This is a genomic window from Actinophytocola sp., assembly GCF_050699915.1.
Classification (GTDB): Bacteria; Actinomycetota; Actinomycetes; order Mycobacteriales; family Pseudonocardiaceae; genus Actinophytocola.
This window is the reverse complement of sequence record NZ_JBOHGA010000005.1, coordinates 20,221-39,933: the sequence shown is the minus strand read 5'-3', so window position 1 is coordinate 39,933 and position 19,713 is coordinate 20,221. Positions and strand designations below refer to the sequence as shown.

Sequence of the window (19,713 nt, the reverse complement as noted above, 5' to 3'; positions counted from 1 at the left end):
GCGAGGAATGCCAGACGAGATCGAAAATAGCTATGAACTCGCACACCCCCGGACGAGGGATTAGGCCAGTTGAACGAGTTCCAGGTAGTCAGCAGACCAGTGATCTTCGGTACCGTCCGGTAGCAAGATCACCCGTTCGGGTGCCAGTGCCTCGACCGCACCCGGGTCGTGCGTGACGAGTACGACCGCTCCCGCGTAGTTGTGCAACGCCTCCAGCACCCGCTCACGGCTCGCCGGGTCGAGGTTGTTGGTCGGCTCGTCGAGCAGCAGCACGTTGGCGGAGCTGGAGACCAGGCCGGCGAGGGCGAGCCGGGTCTTCTCGCCGCCGGAGAGCGTGCCGGCCGGTTGCTCGAGTTGCTCGCCGCTGAACAGGAAGGTGCCGAGCAGTGAGCGCAGCTGCTGCTCGGGTGTGTCCGGCGCGGCGTGGCGCACGTTGGCCCACACGGTCGCCTGGTGGTCGAGCGTCTCGTGCTCCTGCGCGTAGTAGCCGATGCGCAGCCCGTGGCCTGGCACGACCTCGCCGGAGTCCGCCGGCTCCATGCCGCCGAGCAGGCGCAGCAGCGTCGTCTTGCCGGCGCCGTTGAGGCCGAGCACGACAACGCGGCTGCCCCGGTCGATCGCGAGATCCACTCCCGTGAACACCTCGAGCGAGCCGTAGCTCTTCGAGAGTCCCTCCGCGGTGAGCGGAGTCTTGCCGCACGGCGCCGGCTGGGGGAAGCGGATCTTGGCGACCTTGTCGGCCCTGCGGACCTCCTCGAGCCCGGACAGCAGCCGCTCGGCACGCTTGGCCATGTTCTGCGCGGCCACCGCCTTGGTCGCCTTGGCGCGCATCTTGTCGGCCTGTGCCTGCAGCGCGGAGGCCTTCTTCTCGGCGTTGGCCCGCTCGCGGCGGCGGCGCTTCTCGTCCGCCGCGCGCGCGTCGAGGTAGCGCTGCCAGCCCATGTTGTACAGGTCGACCTGGCCGCGCATGGCGTCGAGGAACCAGACCTTGTTCACCACGTCGGCGAGCAGCTCCACGTCGTGGCTGATCACGACGAGACCGCCGCGGTGCGTCTTGAGGAAGCCGCGCAGCCAGGAGACCGAGTCGGCGTCGAGGTGGTTGGTCGGCTCGTCGAGCAGCAACGTGGTGCCGGATCCGTTGCCCGCGCCGGACTCCGCGGCGGCGAACAGGATGCGGGCGAGCTCGACGCGGCGACGCTGGCCGCCGGACAGGGTGGCGATCGGCTGGGCGAGCACCCGGTCGGCCAGCCCGAGGTTGGCGCAGATGCGTGCCGCCTCGCTCTCCGCCGCGTAGCCGCCGAGCGAGGCGAACCGCTCCTCGAGCCGGCCGTAGCGGCGGACCTCGCGGTCGCGCTGGGAGTCGTCGGCGTGCTCGGACATCGCCGACTGCGCCTTCTCCATCTCGCGCAGCAGCTGGTCGAGGCCGCGCGCGGAGAGCACCCGGTCCTTCGCGGAGACCGACAGGTTGCCCTCGCGCGGGTCCTGGGGCAGGTAGCCGACGTCGCCGGCGCGGCGCAGGTCGCCGGCGTAGGGCTCACCCTCGCCGGCGAGGACGCGCAGCGTCGTGGTCTTGCCGGCGCCGTTGCGGCCGACGAGGCCGATCCGGTCGCCCGGCTGGACGCGCAGCGTCGAGTCGGAGAGCAGCGTGCGCGTGCCGGCGCGCAGTTCGAGATCGAGAGCGGTGATCATGCGGAGACTCCGTGGAGGTGGTGGTGGGCAGGCCTCGTCCGCTCGCCGGTCGTGACCGGCGAGCCCGCCTGCGGCCTAGTCCGTACGAACCACCACGGACCCGAGTCTACGGGTTGCCGGCAACGTAATTGAGCGCACGGTGTGCGCTAAGCAGCCGCTTAGTAGAGTCAGCGGCTATGACTCCTGACTTCCACGGCAAGGTCGCGCTGGTGACGGGTGCCAGCCGCGGCATCGGACTCGCGATAGCGACCGAGCTGGCTCGCGGCGGGGCGGCGGTGACGATCTCCTCACGCAAGCCGGAACAGGTCGAGGCCGCGGCCGAGGCGGTGCGCGCCGACGTGCCGGACGCGAAGGTGCTCGCCGTCCCCGCGAACACCGGCCGCGACGAGGACCGGGAGGAGGTCGTCCGGCGCACGACCGAGGAGTTCGGCCGGCTCGACGTGCTGATCAACAACACCGGCATCAACCCGACCTACGGCCCGCTGGCCGAGGCCGACCTCGGGGCGGTGCGCAAGATCTTCGACGTCAACGTGGTCGGCGCGCTCGGCTTCGTCCAGCTGGCACTGAAGGCGTGGATGGCCGAGCACGGCGGCTCGATCGTGAACATCGCCTCGATCGCCGGGCTGCGTTCGTCCGGCCTGCTCGCCGCGTATGGCGCGAGCAAGGCCGCGCTGATCCGGCTGACCGAGGAGCTGGCCTGGCAGCTCGGGCCGGGCGTGCGGGTCAACGCCGTGGCGCCGGCCGTGGTGAAGACGAAGTTCGCCGAGATGCTCTACAGCGAGCGCGAGGAGCAGGCGGCGAACGCGTACCCGATGAAGCGCCTCGGCGAACCGGCCGACGTCGCGCAGCTCGTCGCGTTCCTGGCCTCAGACCAGGCGAGCTGGATCACCGGCGAGACCGTCCGGGTGGACGGCGGCATGCTGGCCACCGGCACCCTGGGCTGACAACCGGCCGGCTAGACGAGCGTGGCCAGGGTGGCGACCGACTTGCGCAGGTCGGCGCGCACGGCCCGGCCGATCGCCATGCCGACCGGGCCGAAGACCGGCCGGCCGGTGACGTCGGCGTCGACCGTGATCTTCGAGTGGCCGTCGCCGTCGCCGCGGACCGTCAGGTCCAGCGCGATCCGCACGCCGCCCACGCCCCGGCCGGAGATCGTCAGGCCGGTCGGCGGGGCGTAGCGCTCGACATGCCACCGCACGCGGTTGCGCAGGCCCATCACCGCGACCACCGACGTCAGGTCGGTGCCCTCGCCGATCTCGGCCGGCACCTCGCCGCGCCAGCCCTCGTGCAGGGTCAGCCACTCGCCGAAGCGGGACAGGTCAGCGGCCGTGGCCCAGGTCCGCTCGGGCGTCGCCGGCACCGAGACCGACGCGTTCACCTTGGCCACTCGTCCTCCTACGCCTCCCGCACCACGATCTCGACGTCGCGCGACCGCCGGGCCGCGTCCTCGAGGACGGTGCGGCGCGGCTCGGGCACGTCGAGCGCTCGCGGCTGCGCGAGCGCGAACAGCTTCGCGAGTCGAGAATCGGCGCGCAAGACGTCGAGTGCGCGCTGGTCGCCGCCGAGCACCACCGCGTCCAGTTCGGACAGCCGGGGCACCAGCACCGCCACCGCGTCGTCGGCCGCCGCCCGCAGCGCCACCCGAACCTGCCCGTCGCGGCGGCGGGCGAACCGCTGCTGCGACCAGCCGCCCGCGGCGCTGCGCCCGTGCACCGGCCGCCGGTCGGTCCGCGACACCTCCACCACGCCGTCCCGCGAGACGCCGACGGCGTGACCGCCCAACCGGACGAGCAGCAGCCCGATGCGGCGCGGCGTGAGCAGGTGAGCCACCAGTGGGTCGATCGCGAGCCCCGCGAACGACCCGGTGGACCCGAGCGGTCCGAACGGCACCGCGCAGGTGGCTGTGGAGCCGTCGACCGCGTCGACCCGCACCGCAGCGGGCTCGCGGACGGTGCCGACCACTCCCCCGTGCCGGCCGGCGAAGCGCTCGAACCAGCCGGCCACCCGCTCCGGCTCGACCTCGACCGCGCGCCCGCCCCCGGCCACCGCCCTGGCTCTGCCCACGCGCCGACGGTAGCGGCTGGTGACAAGGCACGGCCGCCGCCGGCTGGTGCCGACGACGGCCGTGCGCGTTGGTCAGGACGTCACGGTGTGACGTACCCGTTGATGTGCAAGGAAACCGACCGGATCGAACCGGTGTCGGCGCCGGCGAGGTCGAACGCGCTGAACGTCCAGTCGCCGTCCGCCGGGCCGCGCAGGCCGGAGAACGCGTCGGCCGGACGCCAGGTGCCGGTGAACGGCGCCTGGACCGGCGTCACCGACGCGAACGGGTTCGCCGCGTCGTCGGCGAACACGACCTGGCACAGGTTGTTTCCGCCGCCGCCGTTACCGCTGAACACGGTCGCGGTGGCCCCGGACGGCGAGGTGACGATGCCGACGAGGTCACCGACGAACGTGTGGTCCAGGCCGACCGTGGTCGAGCCCGCGGTCGCGTTACAGGTCGCGCCGTCGATGGAGAACGTCACCTTGGACGCCGGACCCATGCCGCTGACCGGGATCGTCACGCTCGAGCCGACCGTGCTGTTGTCCGGGATCGCCACCGGCGCACCCGCGTACGCGTAGTCCACAGTGGTCGGTGAGGGCTCGCCCACCTCGACGGTGAAGCTCGCGTTGCTCGGCGAGTAGGCCCCGGCGAACGTGACCCGGCTGTTCAGCCGCAGCGGAGTGCCGACCTGGTGCGACGAGGGCACGGTGACCTGGAACGACTTCGTCACCCTGGCGTTCTTCTCGATCGTGCCGTAGGACTGCGCCCGCGGCGTGATCGTCACACCCGGGGTCGGGCTGGTCAGCACCACGCTCGTCGACACCGCGGTGGCGTCGCCGATGTTGGTCACCGGCAGGTCGACCGTCGCGGTGTCACCCGGGTGCAGGAACTGGCCGCCGTCGTTCGGGGTGACCGTCGGCGCGGCCGCCTGGGCAAGCGGCTGCGGGCTGGCCCCGGTGAACGCCAGGACCCTGTCGGCCAGGATCACGCCGTGCCCGCTGCGTCCGTCCACGCCCGGCTCGACGATGTCGATCGCCGTGCTGGTCAGCGCCTCGCGAACCTCGGCCGGGTCGATGCCGGGGTTGCCCGACAGGACCAGGCCCGCGATCGCCGCCGCGTGCGGGGCGGCCGCTGAGGTGCCGAAGAACGGATCGAACCCGGGCACGCTGGTGAGCACGCCGTCCGCGGCGGTGATGTCCGGCTTCTGCCGCACCTCGCCACCGGTGGAGCTGACGTCGCCCGGCGTGATCGCGGTGCCGTCGGCCTCGTAGAAGACCCGGCGTGGGCCGTCGGAGGTGAACCGCTCGAGCGCGGAGTCGGCGTCGTACGCGTCCGGGAACGGTCCCCGCGGGTTCGGCGGGTCGCCCGGCTCGAGGTCGAACGGCAACGGGTCGTTCGCCGGTGCCGCGGCCACGCTGAACGCGCCCCGCGCCGCCGAGTGGCCGAACGTGACGCCCGGCGTGTTGAACGCCTTCAGCCCGTCGGCCGAGTCGGAGAACCGGCCGCGCAGCGCCGAGAGCGACAGGTACCGGTCGTCGCCGCGGAACTTCACCACGGCCAGGCGCAGACCGCTGCCGCCGAAGATCGGGGTGTCCACCCGCTCGTAGGCGTCCTGCGTGCCGGTCTGGTAGTCCTGGCTCATCGAGACGACGTTGCCGGCCGCGTCGAGCAGGTACAGGTCGTAGTCGTTGTTCGACGCGCCCAGCGGGTCCGACCAGTTCAGCAGTACCGGCACGCCCGCGGACGACGCGTTCGAGATCGGCTGGTAGACCTGGGTGGCCGCGGAGGTGTCGAAGTCGTGCGCGTACCCGGCGAACTTGCCGATCACCTGGCCGGAGTTGACGAAGTCACCCTCCCAGTGCGCGGCGGTGCCGTCGACGGTGTTGCCCTCGTTGCCCGCCGAGGAGAAGTACAGCGCGCCGTCGGCGATCACGTCGTTCACGGCCTGGGCGATGATCCAGTCCTGGAACGGCGCTTCCTTGAAGTAGATGATGTCGTCGACGATCACGTCGCAGTCCAGGTCGAAGCGCAGCGCGCGGATGTTGTCCGCGAAGCTGGCGTCGCCGTTGAACGCGGTCGCGAAGCCCAGCTCCGCGGTCGGCGCCACGTCGTGGATGATCTCCAGCATCGCGGTGCCCTCGTCGCCCCCGCCCGCCTGGGTCGGCAGCACGTCGACGGCCGGCAGCTCACCGGCGGCCTGCGAGGCGGCCAGCGAGTCCACACCGTCGGACAGGGCGCAGATCTTCACGCCCACGCCGGTGACGCCGATCTGCTCGCGCGAGGTGTCGGCGTTGTGCGTCCGGTCGCCCTCACTGTTGATCGGCCCGGCCCGGTTCTCCAGCGCCGCGCGGGTGCGCTGCGCGATCCGAGTCACCTTGGCCTGCTTGGACTCCGGCTTGGCCGGCTTGGCCGACGTGTCCCCGCGGTCGAGCTCGCGCGCGGTCATCGCGCCGCCGGCGACCTCGATCCGCTTGACGTCCGTCCGGGCCGCGATCGCACCGATCGCGGACAGCGGCAGGTCGGCGCGGATCGTTCCGTACCGCGTGGACACCGAGCGCAGCGTGGCGCCCGCGTTGGTGAGCGTCTTGCGCAGGTCGTTGGACACGGTGGCGCGGATGTCCACCAGGGTCCGGTTGCCGGTGACCGCGACTCCGCTCTGCAGCTTCGGCAGCGCGCGCGTCGCGGCCGCGTCCGCCCGCGCAGTGAGCGCCACGAGGAGCTTACTGTCTACTTTGGACTCGACCTTGTCGGCGCTCGCCTTGATGTCCTGCAGGGCGCCGATCTGCCTGGCCGCGTTCTCAGCGGCGGCCGAGGCCTTCTGGTCCTCGGGCGGCGGGGCCGCGGCCGCCGGGCTCGCCAACCCCACGACGGCGAGCAGGCAGGCGGCTGAGGTGAACAAGACTCGGGATCTTCGGGATGCGTGAGCAGGTCTACGCACGGATCGTCCTCCGCGATTGGGCCGTGCCCCGACTCACGGACAGCCCTACCGGGTACCCCCGGCCGCGCCAAACCTATGGTTCGTGGCTTTCCGCCACAGCGGCCATTCGGCTCAACCACACCGGATGTGCGTTACCAATTGCCGGCTGTTAGCGACTCACAGAACGAATGCGTCTGACCACGGTTGTGCGCTGCGACCAGAGAGCGCGTCGAGGAGCGCGGCGGCCTGACTGTCAGTGAGCGACGCGACGAAGTCGATTACCGCGCGTCCCCTGGCCAGTTCCCGGACTCCGGCGCTGCCTTGGGGCGGCTCGCCGACCGCACCGACCAAAGTGGACATATCGGTCTCGGCGAGCACGCCGTACTCGTGCTCGGCGAGCGCGACGAGGTCCTGCAGCCGGCGCGGCAGGCGGTTGGCCTCGTAGCGGTCGGTGAGCCACTGTTCGAGGGCGTGGACGAGGGAGCCGAGCAGCTGCGCCTGGCCGCGCTGGTGCAGCGCGAGGTCGGGGCGCAGTAGGACGAAGCGGCGGTGCACGAACTTGAGGACCTGGACCTCGTGCCACTGCGCCGGGGCGAGCTGCACGTGTCCGGAGCGGGTCGGCGGGTCGGGCGCCACGCCGATGTCGGTGACGAGCCGGACGGTCCAGCCGGAGGAGAACCGGCCGACCGTCTGCTCGGCCTCCACCGAGCCGTCGAAGGGGGTGGCGAGCAGGGTGTCGACGAGCTCGGTGCGCACCCGCGACACGGCGGCGACGAACGCGTCGTCGTCGACGATCCACGAGTCGCGGCGGTGCAGCCGGCGGCGGAGCTGTTCGAGGGAGTAGCCGGGGCGGCGTGAGTAGGCGGCGAGCTCGGCGTCGGTCAGCTCGGCGAGCTCCAGCGCGGAGCCGAGCCAGCGACCGAGCTCGGCGGCGACCGGGGCGTGTTGGAGGACGCCGATGCGGTGGAAGTCCTCGAGGTCGTGGATGGCGTAGGCGATGTCGTCGGCGGTGTCCATGACGGACGCCTCGACGGTCTGCTGCCAGCCGGCGACGCGGCCGGCGAAGGGCTCGCGGGCCTGGACGAGGTCGTCGAGCTCGGTGACGTAGACGGAGAACTTGCTCGACCCGGTCCCCGGCTCGCCGGGTGGCTCGGACGCGCCGCGCGGCGGGTCGGGCATGTCGCGCGGGTGCGGTTCGGGGTGGGAGCGGCGGGACCACGGGTACTTCAGCATCGCGGCGCGCACGGCGGCGGTGAGGTCGAGGCCGACGGCGCCCGGTCCGCCGGTGTCGGTGGTGGTCACGATGCGCAGACTCTGGGCGTTGCCCTCGAACCCGTCGGGCAGCGCGAACCGGTGCCGGGCGAGCCGGTCGAGCTCCTGCTCGCCGAGGTGGCCGAACGGTGGGTGCCCGAGGTCGTGCGCGAGGGCGGCGGCCTCCACGACGTCGAGATCGCAGCCACCGAGGTCGTCGACCAATGGCGCGAGTTGCGGGTCGGCGTTGATCCGCTCGGCGATCGCGCGGGCGACCTGAGCGACCTTGAGGCTGTGCGTGAGCCGGTTGTGCAGCAGCCCGGACCCGCTGGCGCTGACGACCTGCGTGACGCCACCGAGCCGCGCGAAGAAGGGCGACGCGACGATCCGATCACGGTCGGCGCGGAAGGGGCTGACGGCGAGATCGCCGGACTCGGTGCCCGATCGCCGCGCGTCACGTCCCTCGCCCATGCCAGCTGACCCTACTGTGCTGGGATATCTCCCGTGGTGAGGCAGAGGTGTGGACGGTGACGCCCGCGCCGCGGCTGATGGCATCGCGGTCGCTCCCCCAGCCCGCGGCACGACAAGCGCAGGCGGTGCCGTCGCGGATCTCCGGCCGGCGGCGCGGCCGGCGGTCTGGGCTGTGGCGCGGCCGGTGCCTCGCATGACAGCGCGACTGCTGTGGACGGCGACGAACGCGGCGCCGCCACTGGCGCAGGCGACTGCGCGATCGAAGGATTGGCCAGCGGCTTGGCTGGTAGCGCGGTCGACGGCGTGGCCGTCGAAGCGGGCGGTGGTGCGAGCGGGGTGGCCGGCGGTGGTGCCGTGATGGGTGTCGCCGCGGATGTCGTCGTCGCCGGGGCGGGGCCGGCGGGTTGGGCGGTCGCGCGGGCTTGTGCGTCGCGCGGCCTGCGCACGGTGCTGTTGGCGCCGCGGCCGGCCGCACCCTGGCCCGCCACCTACGGCATGTGGCTCGACGAGGCCCAGCTCCTCCCGCCGGGAGCCGGGTACGTCGTGGCCCGGGCGCGGGTTTTCGCCGGCTCTGCGCGATGGCTGGCTCGCGAGTACGCGGTACTGGACAACCCGTCGGTGCGGGCGGCGCTCTCGCACCCGGCTGTGGAGGTGCGCACCGGCCGGCTCGGGGACGTCGACGCGCCGGTGGTGATCGACGCGACCGGTGCGCGGCGGCCGGCTGAGGCGGCCGAGCAGACCGCGTACGGGGTCCTCGTGCCGGCCGCTGTCGCCGCGCCGATCGTCGGGCCGGGCGAGGCGGTCTTCATGGACTGGCGCCAGCCGCGCCCCGGCCCGGCCACGTTTCTCTACGCCGTCCCGCTGCCGGACGGCCGCGTGCTGCTGGAGGAGACCTCGCTGGCCCGCCGCCCGGGTCTACCCACGACCGAACTGCGGGACCGACTCCTGACCCGCCTGGCCCGACACGACATCGACCCCGGCGACGCCCAGGTGGAACGGGTCCGCATCCCCCTGCCGACCCGCGTCAACCCCCGGTACCCAGCCCCCACCCGTTCCCGGGGGGCGTCCCCGATGCCAGTCTACCGGTGGGGGCCGACGCTCCTGGGGTATGCGCGGGGGCTGTGGACAACTTCGGGTCGCGAGTGGAATGTCGTGCCGTTCGGGGCCGCCGCTGGGCTCGTGCATCCGGCCACCGGGTTCGGCGTGAGCGACGCCCTGCGGCTCGCGCCTCGGGTGGCTGACGCGATCGTCGACGGCGGGGCCGAGGCGGCGCGGCAGACGATCTGGTCGGCCCGGGCCCGGGCGGTGTTCCGGCTCCGCCGCGCGGGACTGCACACCCTGCTCGCCCTCCCGCCCGAACGGCTGCCGGACTTCTTCGAGCTCTTCTTCGCGCTCCCGCGGGAACGCCAGTACGCCTACCTCTCCGGCCGCGAGGACCTCCCCGGCGCCGCGGCCGCGATGGCCGCCCTCTTCCGCGCGGCGCCGTGGCCGCTGCGCCGGACCATGGCGTTCCGGCGATAGATCGGGGCCGCGCCGTCCGCCGGCCCGCCTAGACTTCACCCATGCGGCGCTACTCACCCGGCCAGATCGCCGAGCGGACGGGGTTCAGCATCGACACCCTGCGCTACTACGAGCGGATCGGCCTGCTCGACGACATCGAACGCAACTCCGGCGGCCAGCGAGTCTTCACCGAGGACGACCTGGGCTGGCTGATGATCCTGCGCTGCCTGCGCGAGACCGGCATGCCGATCCAGCGGATGATCCGGTTCGCGGAGCTGGCCCGCGGCGGCGAGGAGACGATCCCGGAACGGATCGAGCTGCTCGAGGAGCACGACCGGGACGTCGACGCGAAGATCGCGCAGCTGCACTCCGAGCAGGAGCACATCCGCGGGAAGATCGGCTACTACAAGGGCGTGCTGAGCGAGACCGGGGTGAGCGCCACCCCGGCGTGACGGGTCCGGCTAGATCGTGAAGCCCAGCGCGCGCAGCTGCTCGCGGCCGTCGTCGGTGATCTTCTCCGGGCCCCACGGCGGCATCCAGACCCAGTTGATCCGGAAGTCGCCGACTAGGCCGCCGCCCGGGCCGGCGGTCAGCGCCGCGCGGGTCTGGTCCTCGATGACGTCCGTCAGCGGGCAGGCCGCCGACGTCAGCGTCATGTCCAGGGTCGCGGTGTTGTCCTCCTCCACCCGGATGTCGTACACCAGGCCGAGGTCCACGACGTTGATCCCGAGCTCGGGGTCGACCACGTCGCGCATGGCCTCCTCGAGGTCCTCGATCGCGGCCACGTCGGCCTTGGGGGCGGGGGGTTCGGGCAGCGACTCCACGCCGCGGTCCACATCGGTCATCGGGTGGCTCCTTCCGCTCGGGACACCGCGTCCTTGAACGCCATCCAACCCAGCAGCGCGCACTTCACGCGGGCCGGGTACTTCGCGACGCCGGCGAACGCGACGCCGTCCTCCAGTACTTCCTCGTTCGGCTCGACCTGGCCGCGGCCCTGCACCATCTCTACGAAGGCGTCCATCGTGGACAGTGCCTCGCCGACGGGCCGGCCGGTCACCAGGTCCGTCAGCACCGACGTCGAGGCCTGGCTGATCGAACAGCCCTGCCCCTCGTACGACACGTCAGCGACCTTGTCGTCCGACACCGCGACGCGCAGTGTCACCTCGTCCCCGCACGTCGGGTTGACCTGAAAGGACTCGGCGTCGAACGGCTCGCGCAGACCGCGCCCGTGCGGGTTCTTGTAGTGGTCCAGGATGATCTCCTGGTACATGGACTCGAGGTTCATGTGAAGACCGTCCCGCCTCCCCGCGACTCAAAGCGTTGGTCACGTTCCGCCGTCGGGTGCGGCTTGGCCACGTACTTGTGGCCGGTTCGCGTCCCGTTCCCCTTAGGGACCTGTTTCGAGTTCATCCGAAGACCTTTTTCACCTGCGCCAGGCCCGCGACGAGGGCGTCCGCCTCGGCGGGGGTGTTGTACAGGTAGAACGACGCCCTGGTGGTCGCCGGAATTCCGTACCGCACGACGGCCGGCCGTGCGCAGTGGTGACCGACCCGCACCGCGATGCCCAGCTCGTCGAGCACCTGGCCCACGTCGTGCGGGTGGATGCCCTCGACCGAGAACGACACCTCGGCGACCCGGTCCTGCGCGGTCGGCGGGCCGATGATCCGCACACCGGGCACCTCGGCGAGCGCCGCCAGCACGTACTCCGTGAGCGCGTGCTCGTGCGCGGCGATCGCCGGCATGCCGACGCCGGTGAGGTAGTCGACCGCGGCACCGAGCCCGACCGCCTCCGCGATCGGCGGAGTGCCGGCCTCGAACTTGTGCGGCGGGGCGGCGAACGTCGACCGCTCCATGGTGACCAGCTCGATCATCTCGCCGCCGCCGAGGAACGGGGGCAGCTCGTTCAGCAGCTGGTGGCGGCCCCACAGCACGCCGATCCCCGTCGGGCCCAGCATCTTGTGGCCGGTGAACGCGACGAAGTCGGCGCCCAGCTCGACCACGTTCAGTGGCAGGTGCGGCACGGACTGCGAGGCGTCCAGCAGCACCAGCGCGCCGACCTCGTGGGCGCGGGCGATGACCCGCTCGACCGGGTTGATCGTGCCGAGCAGGTTCGACACGTGCACCATCGACACGATCTTCGTCCGCTCCGTGATCACGGAGTCCAGAGTGGACAGATCGAGTCGGCCGTCGTCGGTGATCCGGAACCACCGCACGGTCGCGCCGGTCCGCTCCGCGAGCTGGTGCCACGGCACGATGTTGGAGTGGTGCTCCATCTCGGTGATGACGATCTCGTCGCCGGGACCGACCCGGTAGCCGGGGTCGGCGTCGCCGAGCACCCGGGCCACCAGGTTCATGGCCTCGGACGAGTTCTTGGTGAACACCACCTCGTCGCGGCTCGGCGCGCCGATGAAGCCGGCCACCTTGTCCCGCGCGCCCTCGTACAGCGCGGTGGCCTCCTCGGCCAGGGTGTGGATGCCGCGGTGGACGTTGGCGTTGTGCTTCTCGTAGTACTCGACCAGCGCGTCCAGCACCTGCCGCGGCTTCTGCGAGGTCGCCGCGTTGTCCAGGTACACCAGCGGCCGGTCGCCGTGCACCAGCCGGGACAGGATCGGGAAGTCCTTGCGGATCGTCTCGACATCCAGCGGTGCGGCTGTGGTGGTGCTCATCCGGGAACCCCTCGATTCTCAGCCGATGCTGGCCGGCTCCTGCTTGCCGGTGAACCGCACGTAACCGTGCTCCTCGAGCTGGTCGGCGAGCTCCGCGCCGCCCGACTCGACGATCCGGCCACCGGCGAACACGTGCACGAAGTCCGGCGTGATGTGGCGCAGGATCCGGGTGTAGTGGGTGATCAGCATGATGCCGACCTCGCCGCTCTCCTTGACCTTGTGAATGCCCTCGCTCACCACGCGCAGCGCGTCCACGTCGAGGCCGGAGTCGGTCTCGTCGAGGATCGCGATCTTCGGCTTGAGCAGGGCGAGCTGCAGGATCTCGTGCCGCTTCTTCTCACCGCCGGAGAAGCCCTCGTTCACGCTGCGGTCGGCGAAGGCTGGGTCGATGTCCAAGTCGGACATCGCCTCCTTGACCTCCTTGACCCAGTGCCGCAGCTTCGGCGCCTCGCCGCGCACGGCGGTGACCGCGGTGCGCAGGAAGTTCGACATCGACACACCGGGCACCTCGACCGGGTACTGCATGGCGAGGAACAGGCCCGCGCGGGCGCGCTCGTCGACGGTCATCGACAGCACGTCCTCGCCATCGAGCAGCACCTCGCCGGAGGTCACCTCGTACTTGGGGTGGCCGGCGACCGCGTAGGACAGCGTGGACTTGCCGGACCCGTTGGGGCCCATGATGGCGTGCGTCTCGCCCGCCTTGATGGTCAGGTCGACCCCGGACAGGATCTCCTTCTTCGTCTCGTCGGTGGTGACGGAGACGTGCAGACCCTTGATCTCCAGCGTGGCCATCTCTGTTGCTTTCTCCTTGGTGGGTAAGTCAGTTCGTGGCGGCGGTGACGTCCACGTGGACCTCACCGTCGCGGATCTCGATGGGGAACACCTCGACCGGCTCGGTGGCCGGCGGCGAGGAGGGCGCGCCGGTGCGCAGGTCGAAACAGGACCCGTGCAGCCAGCACTCGATGCCCTTGGGCGTCAGCTCGCCCTCCGACAGAGCCAGCTCGGCGTGCGAGCACTCGTCGCGCAGCGCGTGCACCGCGTCGCCCTGGCGCACCAGCACCACGTCGACCTCATCCACCTCGACGGCGAACGGCTTGCCGTCGTCCAGATCGGACAGTGCACACGCGCGACTCATACCCCGACCGCCTCGAGCTCTTCCTCGATGGCCGCCTCCAAGCGCTCCCGGATCTCCGGGACGGCGATCTTCATCAGCAGCTCGTGGAAGAAGCCGCGGACGACCAGCCGGCGGGCCGAGTCCTCCGGGATTCCCCGTGCCTGCAGGTAGAACAGCTGCTCGTCGTCGAACCGGCCGGTGGCACTCGCGTGCCCGGCGCCCGCGATCTCGCCGGTCTCGATCTCCAGGTTCGGCACCGAGTCGGCGCGCGCGCCCTCGGTGAGCACCAGGTTCCGGTTCAGCTCGAACGTCTCGGTGCCCTCGGCTGCCGCGCGGATCAGCACGTCGCCGATCCAGACGGTCCGAGCGCCATCGCCCTGCAGCGCGCCCTTGTAGACCACGTCGGACTTGCAGTTCGGCTGGGCGTGGTCGGCGAATGTACGCAGCTCGATGTGCTGGCCCGCGTCGGCGAAGTACAACCCGTTGAGCTGAGCGTCGCCGCCCGGGCCCGCGTAGACCACGGTCGGGCTGATCCGCACCACGTCACCGCCCAGCGCCACGAGGTGGTGCCGCAACGTCGCGTCCCGGCCGAGCTTCGCGTGGTGCGCGGAAACCTGGACCGCGTCGTCGGCCCAGTCGTGCACGCTGACCACGGTGAGCTTCGCGCCGTCGCCGACGAGGATCTCGACGTTGTCGGCGACCGTGCCGCTCCCCCGATGGTCGAGCACGACGACCGCCTCGGCGAACTGCTCGGCGTGGACCTGCAGGTGCCCGTAGGCGACCTCGCCCTCGCCGGGGCCGGTGATCGTCACCGTTGCGACGCCGGCCTTCGTCTCCTTCGGCACGGTCACGATCGTGGCCTTACCGAACGACGAGTACGCCTGTGCGGCGATCCGGTCGCCCGGGGTGCCCGCCTTGCCGAGCCGCTCGTCGTCGCGGCCGACGGACTCGACGGTCACGTCCGGACCGTCGACCTCGACGGTCAGGTCGCCGGAGGCTCGTGCGGTCCCGTCGTGCAGGCCGCGCAGGCGCTTCATCGGCGTGAAGCGCCAGATCTCCTCGCGACCACCGGGAATCTCGAACGCTTCGACGTCGAAGGAGGCGAAATGTTCGGCCCTGGACGCCTTCGGAACCACCGCGCCATGCGAGTGCGGTGTCTGTGCAACGGACGTCATTTAGCCGACGGCCCCTTCCATCTGCAGCTCGATGAGCCGGTTCAGCTCGAGCGCGTACTCCATCGGCAGCTCACGGGCGATCGGCTCCACGAAGCCGCGAACCACCATGGCCATCGCCTCGTCCTCGGTCAGGCCGCGGGACATGAGGTAGAACAGCTGGTCCTCGCTGACCTTGGACACCGTCGCCTCGTGGCCCATGGACACGTCGTCGGTGCGGATGTCCACGTACGGGTAGGTGTCGCTGCGGCTGATCTGGTCGACCAGCAGCGCGTCGCACTTCACCGTGGACTTCGAGTGGTGCGCGCGCTTCGCGACCTTCACCAGACCCCGGTAGGAGGTCCGGCCGCCGCCGCGTGCCACCGACTTGGACACGATCGTCGAGGACGTGTGCGGCGCCAGGTGCTCCATCTTCGCGCCGGCGTCCTGGTGCTGACCCTCGCCCGCGAACGCGATCGAGAGGACCTCACCCTTGGCGTGCTCACCCATCAGGAACACCGACGGGTACTTCATCGTGACCTTGGAGCCGATGTTGCCGTCGATCCACTCCATGGTCGCGCCCTCTTCGGCCTTGGCGCGCTTGGTGACCAGGTTGTAGACGTTGTTCGACCAGTTCTGAATGGTCGTGTAGCGGCAGCGGCCGCCCTTCTTCACGATGATCTCGACGACCGCGGAGTGCAGCGAGTCCGACGAGTAGATCGGCGCGGTGCAGCCCTCGACGTAGTGCACGTAGGCGCCCTCGTCGACGATGATCAGCGTCCGCTCGAACTGGCCCATGTTCTCGGTGTTGATCCGGAAGTAGGCCTGCAGCGGGATCTCGACGTGCACGCCCTTCGGCACGTAGATGAACGAGCCGCCGGACCACACGGCGCCGTTGAGCGCGGAGAACTTGTTGTCACCGTGCGGGATGACCGAGCCGTAGTACTCCTCGAACAGCTCCGGGTGCTCGCGCAGCGCGGTGTCGGTGTCGAGGAAGATCACGCCCTGCTTCTCGAGCTCCTCGTTGATCTTGTGATAGACCACCTCGGACTCGTACTGCGCGGCGACACCCGACACCAAGCGGGCCTTCTCAGCCTCCGGGATGCCCAGCTTGTCGTAGGTGTTCTTGATGTCCTCGGGCAGGTCCTCCCAGCTGGCGGCCTGCTTCTCGGTGGAGCGCACGAAGTACTTGATCGTGTCGAAGTCGATGCCCGACAGGTCCGCACCCCAGTTCGGCATGGGCTTGCGGCCGAAGAGCTGGAGCCCCTTGAGCCGGGACTCGAGCATCCACTCCGGCTCGCTCTTCTTCTCGGAGATGTCCCTGACGACGGCCTCGGACAGACCGCGCTGGGCGCTCGAGCCGGCGACGTCGGAGTCGGCCCAGCCGAACTGGTACTTGCCCATGGAGGCAAGCGTCTCCTCCTGCGTCAGCGGCGGTGAGCTCGCGCGCTCCGGGGCGGTGGTCATGAAGGCGTCCCTTCGGTTGTGGTGGTCGCAGGCGGGTCGATCTGGATCAACCCTTGCGCGCCCGGCTCTGCGGGTTCGGGGCCGCCGAGCGGTACGTGGGTGGTGCACACGGCGTCTCCGCGTGCGATGGTCGCGAGCCGCTGGACGTGGGTGCCGAGCAGGTCGGCGAACGCCGCCGTCTCGACCTCGCACAGCTGGGGGAACTCCGCGGCGACGTGAGCGACCGGGCAGTGGTGCTGGCAGAGCTGCTCCCCTGTCCCGACCCGCCGCGTCGACGCAGCGTAACCCTCTCGCGTGAGGGCGGTCGCGAGGGCCTTGGCGCGGCCCGTGACCTCTGCTTGGGCGGTCACCGCGGTGCGGTGCCGGTCGACCAGCGTGGCCGCCCGACGCTCCGCGAAGGCGCGCACGGCGGTCTCGCCGCCGGCCTCCGCGACGAACCGGATGGCCGCGATGGCCAGGTCGTCGTAGGCGTGGCCGAACCGGGCCCGGCCGGTCTCGGTCAGCAGCCAGAGCTTGGCCGGCCGGCCGCGACCTCGCTGACCGCGCCGGGGGGCGTCGCGGAACTCGGCCTCCCCGTTGGCGACCAGCACGTCCAGGTGCCGGCGCACAGCAGCTGGGCTCAGCCCCAGCGTGTCGGCGACGGCGGTCGTGGCGATCGGCCCTTCCTCCAGCAGCAGACGCGCCACACCATGCCTGGTGCGGCCCTCGGCCTGCTGCTCGTTTTTCACAACATCAGTGTGTCGTATTTCGTTCCGGCCCGCAAAGACGGGGTTCCCGGAGGTGAGCGGCGTCACTGTCGGGACCGATCGATACCCTTCCCGCGTGGCGGTGGGCAACACGGTGCGTGGGGACGTGAACGGCCGTGCCACCGTGCCCGAACCCGGCACCGACCAACTCGACGACCGCGAGCGGCGCCAGCTCGACGTGGTCCGCCGGTTCGGCACGGTCGGCTCGCTGCTGCTGGCCGCGGGCTCGCTCGGCGCCGGAGCCGCGCCGGTGTTCAACCCGGTGTGGAGCCTGCCCTTCTTCAGCCTGTTCAGCCGGATGCCGACGGTGTCCATCGCGCTCGCGTTCACCGGCATGTTCATGATCGTGCTGGCCTGGCTGGGGCTGGGCCGGCTGTCGCTGCCCGGCCGCGAGCGCATGGTGTCGCTGCCGCAGATGGCCCGCACGCTGATCATGTGGACCACGCCCCTGGTGTTCACGGTCCCGATGTTCTCGAAGGACGTGTACAGCTACCTCGCGCAGAGCGAGATCGCCGCGCGCGGCCTGGACCCGTACACGACCGGGCCCGCCGAGGCGCTCGGCAACGCCGACCCGCTGACCCGCACCGTGCCCACGATGTGGCGGGACACGCCGTCGCCGTACGGGCCGCTGTTCATCACGATCGGCAAGGGCATCACCTGGGTCACCGGCGACCACGTGGTCATGGGCGTGGCGTTCCACCGGCTGCTGGCGCTGATCGGGTTCGCCATGATCGTGTGGGCGCTGCCGCGGCTGGCCCGCCGGTTCGGCATCAACCCGGTCAGCGCGCTGTGGCTCGGCGCGGCGAACCCACTGGTGCTGTTCCACCTGGTCGTGGGCGTGCACAACGAGGCGCTCGCGATCGGCCTGATGCTCGTCGGCATCGAGCTCGCGCTGAAACGGATGCCGCGGGTGACGCCGGACGGGCCGTTCCCGCCATGGCAACAGGGCGAGCTGCTCTGGTACGGCATCGGCGCCACGGTCATCACGCTGGGCGCCGCGGTGAAGATCCCCGCGGCGCTGGCGCTCGGCTTCCTCGGTGTGATGATCGCCCGGCGGCGGGGCGGGCGGTGGAGCCATCTGTTCAGCACGGGCGCCGTGCTGATGGTGTTGTTCCTGGCCGTGCTCACGATCGCGTCGCTGGGCAGCGGGCTCGGCTACGGCTGGGCGATGACGTTGAACACTGCCAACGCCATCAAGAGCTGGATGGCGCCGATGACCGCGCTCGGGTTCGGCGCGGGCGGGCTCGGCATCATGCTGGGCCTGGGCAACCACATCGACGCGGCGATCACGGTCAGCCGCATGGTTGGCACGCTGCTCGGGCCGCTGCTCGCCGCGAAGCTCCTGCTGGACAGCTTCCGGTGGCGGCTGCGACCGATGATCGGGCTTGGCGCGGCGCTGGGCGCGGTGCTGGTGTTCGGCGCGACCGTGCAGCCGTGGTACCTGCTGTGGGCCGCGCTGCCGCTGGCGGTGGCGGCCGGCAACATCCGCTTCCGGACGATGGCCATGGGGATCAGCGCGGCGTTCGCGGTGGCGCTGCCGCCGACCGGGACCACGTTCGACGGGCGCACCTACCAGCTTCCTTACTCGTACGTGGCCGCGGTGATCGTGGTCGGGCTGGCCCTGCTGGCGGTGCGCAAGTACATCCCGAGCCGGCCCCGCCGCGTCACCCGGTGACCGCCGACGAGCAGCGCGCCCGCCGGAACCGGCGGGGGTTGGTGCTGGCGCTGACCATGGGACTCCTCGCCATCGCCGCGCCCTTCATGGTGTCGTTGGGCGCGTTCATGACCATCGCGAGCGACGCATGCAGCGGTGATCCCGACCGGCCCATCTGCTCGCCGGCGACACAGCAGCTGGTCTGGCAGATTCCCGCCGGCGCCGTCGTCGCCGGACTGCTCGTCGGCGGCCTCGCCGGCGGTTTCGCCGTCAAACGCGACCGCCGTCCGTACCCGTGGCTCGTGCTGGCGTGGGCGTTGCCGGTGGTGGCTCTGGTGGTCTCCGGCAACATCGCCGGGGCTGAATGACCGGCCCGATGGCTCGGCCCTCCGGAACTGTCGGTGCCCGCGCTTAGCCTTCGCGGCATGGTGACCTTCTCCGAGTCGGACATCCGGTACGTGCTCGCCGAGTACCGGACGTTGGACGAGCTGTGCCACGGCCGGACCGAGAGCGTCGCCGAGGTCCGTGCCCTGATCTCCGCCGGCCGCTTACCGCGGGCCACGTACGTGCTGCCCTCCGGCGAGGCCCGCTTCCCGCCGGACTACTTCGCGCTGGTCGACGAGGCCGGCGGCGTCGACGCGCTGCCCGCCCTGTTCCGGGCCCGCTACCTGGCCGCCGCCGGCACGGTGCCGACCGCCGACGCGGACGCCGCCGAGGACTGGGCCGGCTTTCTGAGCGGCCAGTTCGGCGTGTGTCTGCGCTCGGTCACGCCGGAGGCGATGGCCGAGAAGTACCGGCTCGTCCGCCGGGTCGAGGTGCTGGTGGCGGCGCCCGCCGAGGACGACCCCGCGTGGCGGAACGAGTTACGCACCACGGTGGACGCCCTCGACGCCCTCGAGCGGCCGTTCACCGACTTCGACCGGCTCCGCTGGGGTGAGACCAGTCGGATCCGGCACATCGAGCGGGTGCGGGAGCGGTACCCGGCGGCGTTCGCGACGACGTTCGAGGAGGCTAGCGAGTCCATGGTGCGCGCCACGTCATAG

19 protein-coding genes are annotated in these 19,713 nt (G+C 71.2%); 6 read left to right on the top strand and 13 right to left on the bottom strand.

Going from position 1 to position 19,713, the window contains the following annotated elements:
* Positions 1-60 precede the first annotated feature (60 nt).
* Positions 61-1,689 carry an ABC-F family ATP-binding cassette domain-containing protein gene (locus tag ACRDSK_RS01865; RefSeq protein ID WP_431438090.1) on the bottom strand — a complete coding sequence of 543 codons (1,629 nt, stop codon included), beginning with the start codon at positions 1,687-1,689 and terminating at the stop codon, positions 61-63.
* Between the two features lie 176 nt (positions 1,690-1,865).
* On the opposite strand from ACRDSK_RS01865, the gene ACRDSK_RS01860 reads away from it, so the two are divergent.
* Entirely contained in the window at positions 1,866-2,633 is a 768-nt protein-coding gene (locus ACRDSK_RS01860) for an SDR family oxidoreductase (RefSeq protein ID WP_431438089.1), read from the top strand.
* Between the two features lie 11 nt (positions 2,634-2,644).
* Here the strand turns inward: ACRDSK_RS01860 and ACRDSK_RS01855 are convergent, their stop codons facing one another.
* The 4 genes from ACRDSK_RS01855 to ACRDSK_RS01840 all read right to left on the bottom strand — a co-directional run bounded on the left by ACRDSK_RS01855 (position 2,645) and on the right by ACRDSK_RS01840 (position 8,372).
* Entirely contained in the window at positions 2,645-3,076 is a 432-nt protein-coding gene (locus ACRDSK_RS01855; protein WP_431438088.1) for a type II toxin-antitoxin system Rv0910 family toxin, read from the bottom strand.
* An 8-nt stretch (positions 3,077-3,084) separates the two neighbouring features.
* Positions 3,085-3,753, bottom strand: coding sequence for an acVLRF1 family peptidyl-tRNA hydrolase (locus ACRDSK_RS01850; protein ID WP_431438087.1), 669 nt, complete (start codon positions 3,751-3,753; stop codon positions 3,085-3,087).
* Positions 3,754-3,833: 80 nt separating this feature from the next.
* On the bottom strand, positions 3,834-6,632 hold the full coding sequence (locus ACRDSK_RS01845) for a S8 family serine peptidase (protein ID WP_431438086.1): 2,799 nt from the start codon (positions 6,630-6,632) through the stop codon (positions 3,834-3,836).
* A 195-nt stretch (positions 6,633-6,827) separates the two neighbouring features.
* Positions 6,828-8,372, bottom strand: a complete 1,545-nt coding sequence (locus ACRDSK_RS01840) for a deoxyguanosinetriphosphate triphosphohydrolase family protein (protein WP_431438085.1) — start codon at positions 8,370-8,372, stop codon at positions 6,828-6,830.
* A 279-nt stretch (positions 8,373-8,651) separates the two neighbouring features.
* Here ACRDSK_RS01840 and ACRDSK_RS01835 point away from each other — a divergent pair, with 279 nt between their 5' ends.
* Positions 8,652-9,893: a lycopene cyclase family protein gene (locus ACRDSK_RS01835; protein WP_431438084.1), complete on the top strand. Its 1,242-nt coding sequence runs from the start codon at positions 8,652-8,654 to the stop codon at positions 9,891-9,893.
* 41 nt (positions 9,894-9,934) lie between these two features.
* Positions 9,935-10,324: a MerR family transcriptional regulator gene (locus ACRDSK_RS01830; protein WP_431438083.1), complete on the top strand. Its 390-nt coding sequence runs from the start codon at positions 9,935-9,937 to the stop codon at positions 10,322-10,324.
* Between the two features lie 9 nt (positions 10,325-10,333).
* Here ACRDSK_RS01830 and ACRDSK_RS01825 read toward each other — a convergent pair whose 3' ends face one another.
* The 8 genes from ACRDSK_RS01825 to ACRDSK_RS01790 form a co-directional block, all read right to left on the bottom strand.
* Positions 10,334-10,717 carry a metal-sulfur cluster assembly factor gene (locus ACRDSK_RS01825; protein ID WP_431438082.1) on the bottom strand — a complete coding sequence of 128 codons (384 nt, stop codon included), beginning with the start codon at positions 10,715-10,717 and terminating at the stop codon, positions 10,334-10,336.
* Positions 10,714-11,157, bottom strand: a complete 444-nt coding sequence (gene sufU / locus ACRDSK_RS01820; protein ID WP_431438081.1) for a Fe-S cluster assembly sulfur transfer protein SufU — start codon at positions 11,155-11,157, stop codon at positions 10,714-10,716. The genes ACRDSK_RS01825 and sufU overlap by 4 nt, the downstream gene beginning before the upstream one ends.
* A 121-nt stretch (positions 11,158-11,278) precedes the next feature.
* Positions 11,279-12,538: a cysteine desulfurase gene (locus ACRDSK_RS01815; protein ID WP_431438080.1), complete on the bottom strand. Its 1,260-nt coding sequence runs from the start codon at positions 12,536-12,538 to the stop codon at positions 11,279-11,281.
* 18 nt (positions 12,539-12,556) lie between these two features.
* A complete protein-coding gene (gene sufC, locus ACRDSK_RS01810) occupies positions 12,557-13,330 on the bottom strand; it encodes a Fe-S cluster assembly ATPase SufC (protein WP_431438079.1) in 774 nt (257 codons plus the stop codon).
* Positions 13,331-13,358: 28 nt separating this feature from the next.
* A complete protein-coding gene (locus ACRDSK_RS01805; protein WP_431438078.1) occupies positions 13,359-13,673 on the bottom strand; it encodes a non-heme iron oxygenase ferredoxin subunit in 315 nt (104 codons plus the stop codon).
* The gene (gene sufD, locus ACRDSK_RS01800) at positions 13,670-14,827 is read right to left on the bottom strand and encodes a Fe-S cluster assembly protein SufD (protein WP_431438077.1); all 1,158 of its coding nucleotides are present in this window, start codon (positions 14,825-14,827) and stop codon (positions 13,670-13,672) included. The genes ACRDSK_RS01805 and sufD overlap by 4 nt, the downstream gene beginning before the upstream one ends.
* Positions 14,828-16,207 carry a Fe-S cluster assembly protein SufB gene (gene sufB, locus ACRDSK_RS01795; RefSeq protein ID WP_431438117.1) on the bottom strand — a complete coding sequence of 460 codons (1,380 nt, stop codon included), beginning with the start codon at positions 16,205-16,207 and terminating at the stop codon, positions 14,828-14,830.
* 59 nt (positions 16,208-16,266) lie between these two features.
* Complete coding sequence (locus ACRDSK_RS01790; RefSeq protein ID WP_431438076.1) at positions 16,267-16,998, bottom strand: helix-turn-helix transcriptional regulator; 732 nt, start codon at positions 16,996-16,998, stop codon at positions 16,267-16,269.
* A gap of 94 nt (positions 16,999-17,092) precedes the next feature.
* Between ACRDSK_RS01790 and mptB the strand changes: the two genes are divergently transcribed.
* Genes mptB through ACRDSK_RS01775 form a run of 3 tightly spaced genes read left to right on the top strand, consistent with a single transcriptional unit; the run spans position 17,093 to position 19,713 of the window.
* Positions 17,093-18,691: a polyprenol phosphomannose-dependent alpha 1,6 mannosyltransferase MptB gene (gene mptB, locus ACRDSK_RS01785; RefSeq protein ID WP_431438075.1), complete on the top strand. Its 1,599-nt coding sequence runs from the start codon at positions 17,093-17,095 to the stop codon at positions 18,689-18,691.
* Entirely contained in the window at positions 18,688-19,038 is a 351-nt protein-coding gene (locus ACRDSK_RS01780) for a hypothetical protein (RefSeq protein ID WP_431438074.1), read from the top strand. The genes mptB and ACRDSK_RS01780 overlap by 4 nt, the downstream gene beginning before the upstream one ends.
* Positions 19,039-19,095: 57 nt before the next feature.
* Positions 19,096-19,713, top strand: a complete 618-nt coding sequence (locus ACRDSK_RS01775) for a DUF6058 family natural product biosynthesis protein (RefSeq protein ID WP_431438073.1) — start codon at positions 19,096-19,098, stop codon at positions 19,711-19,713.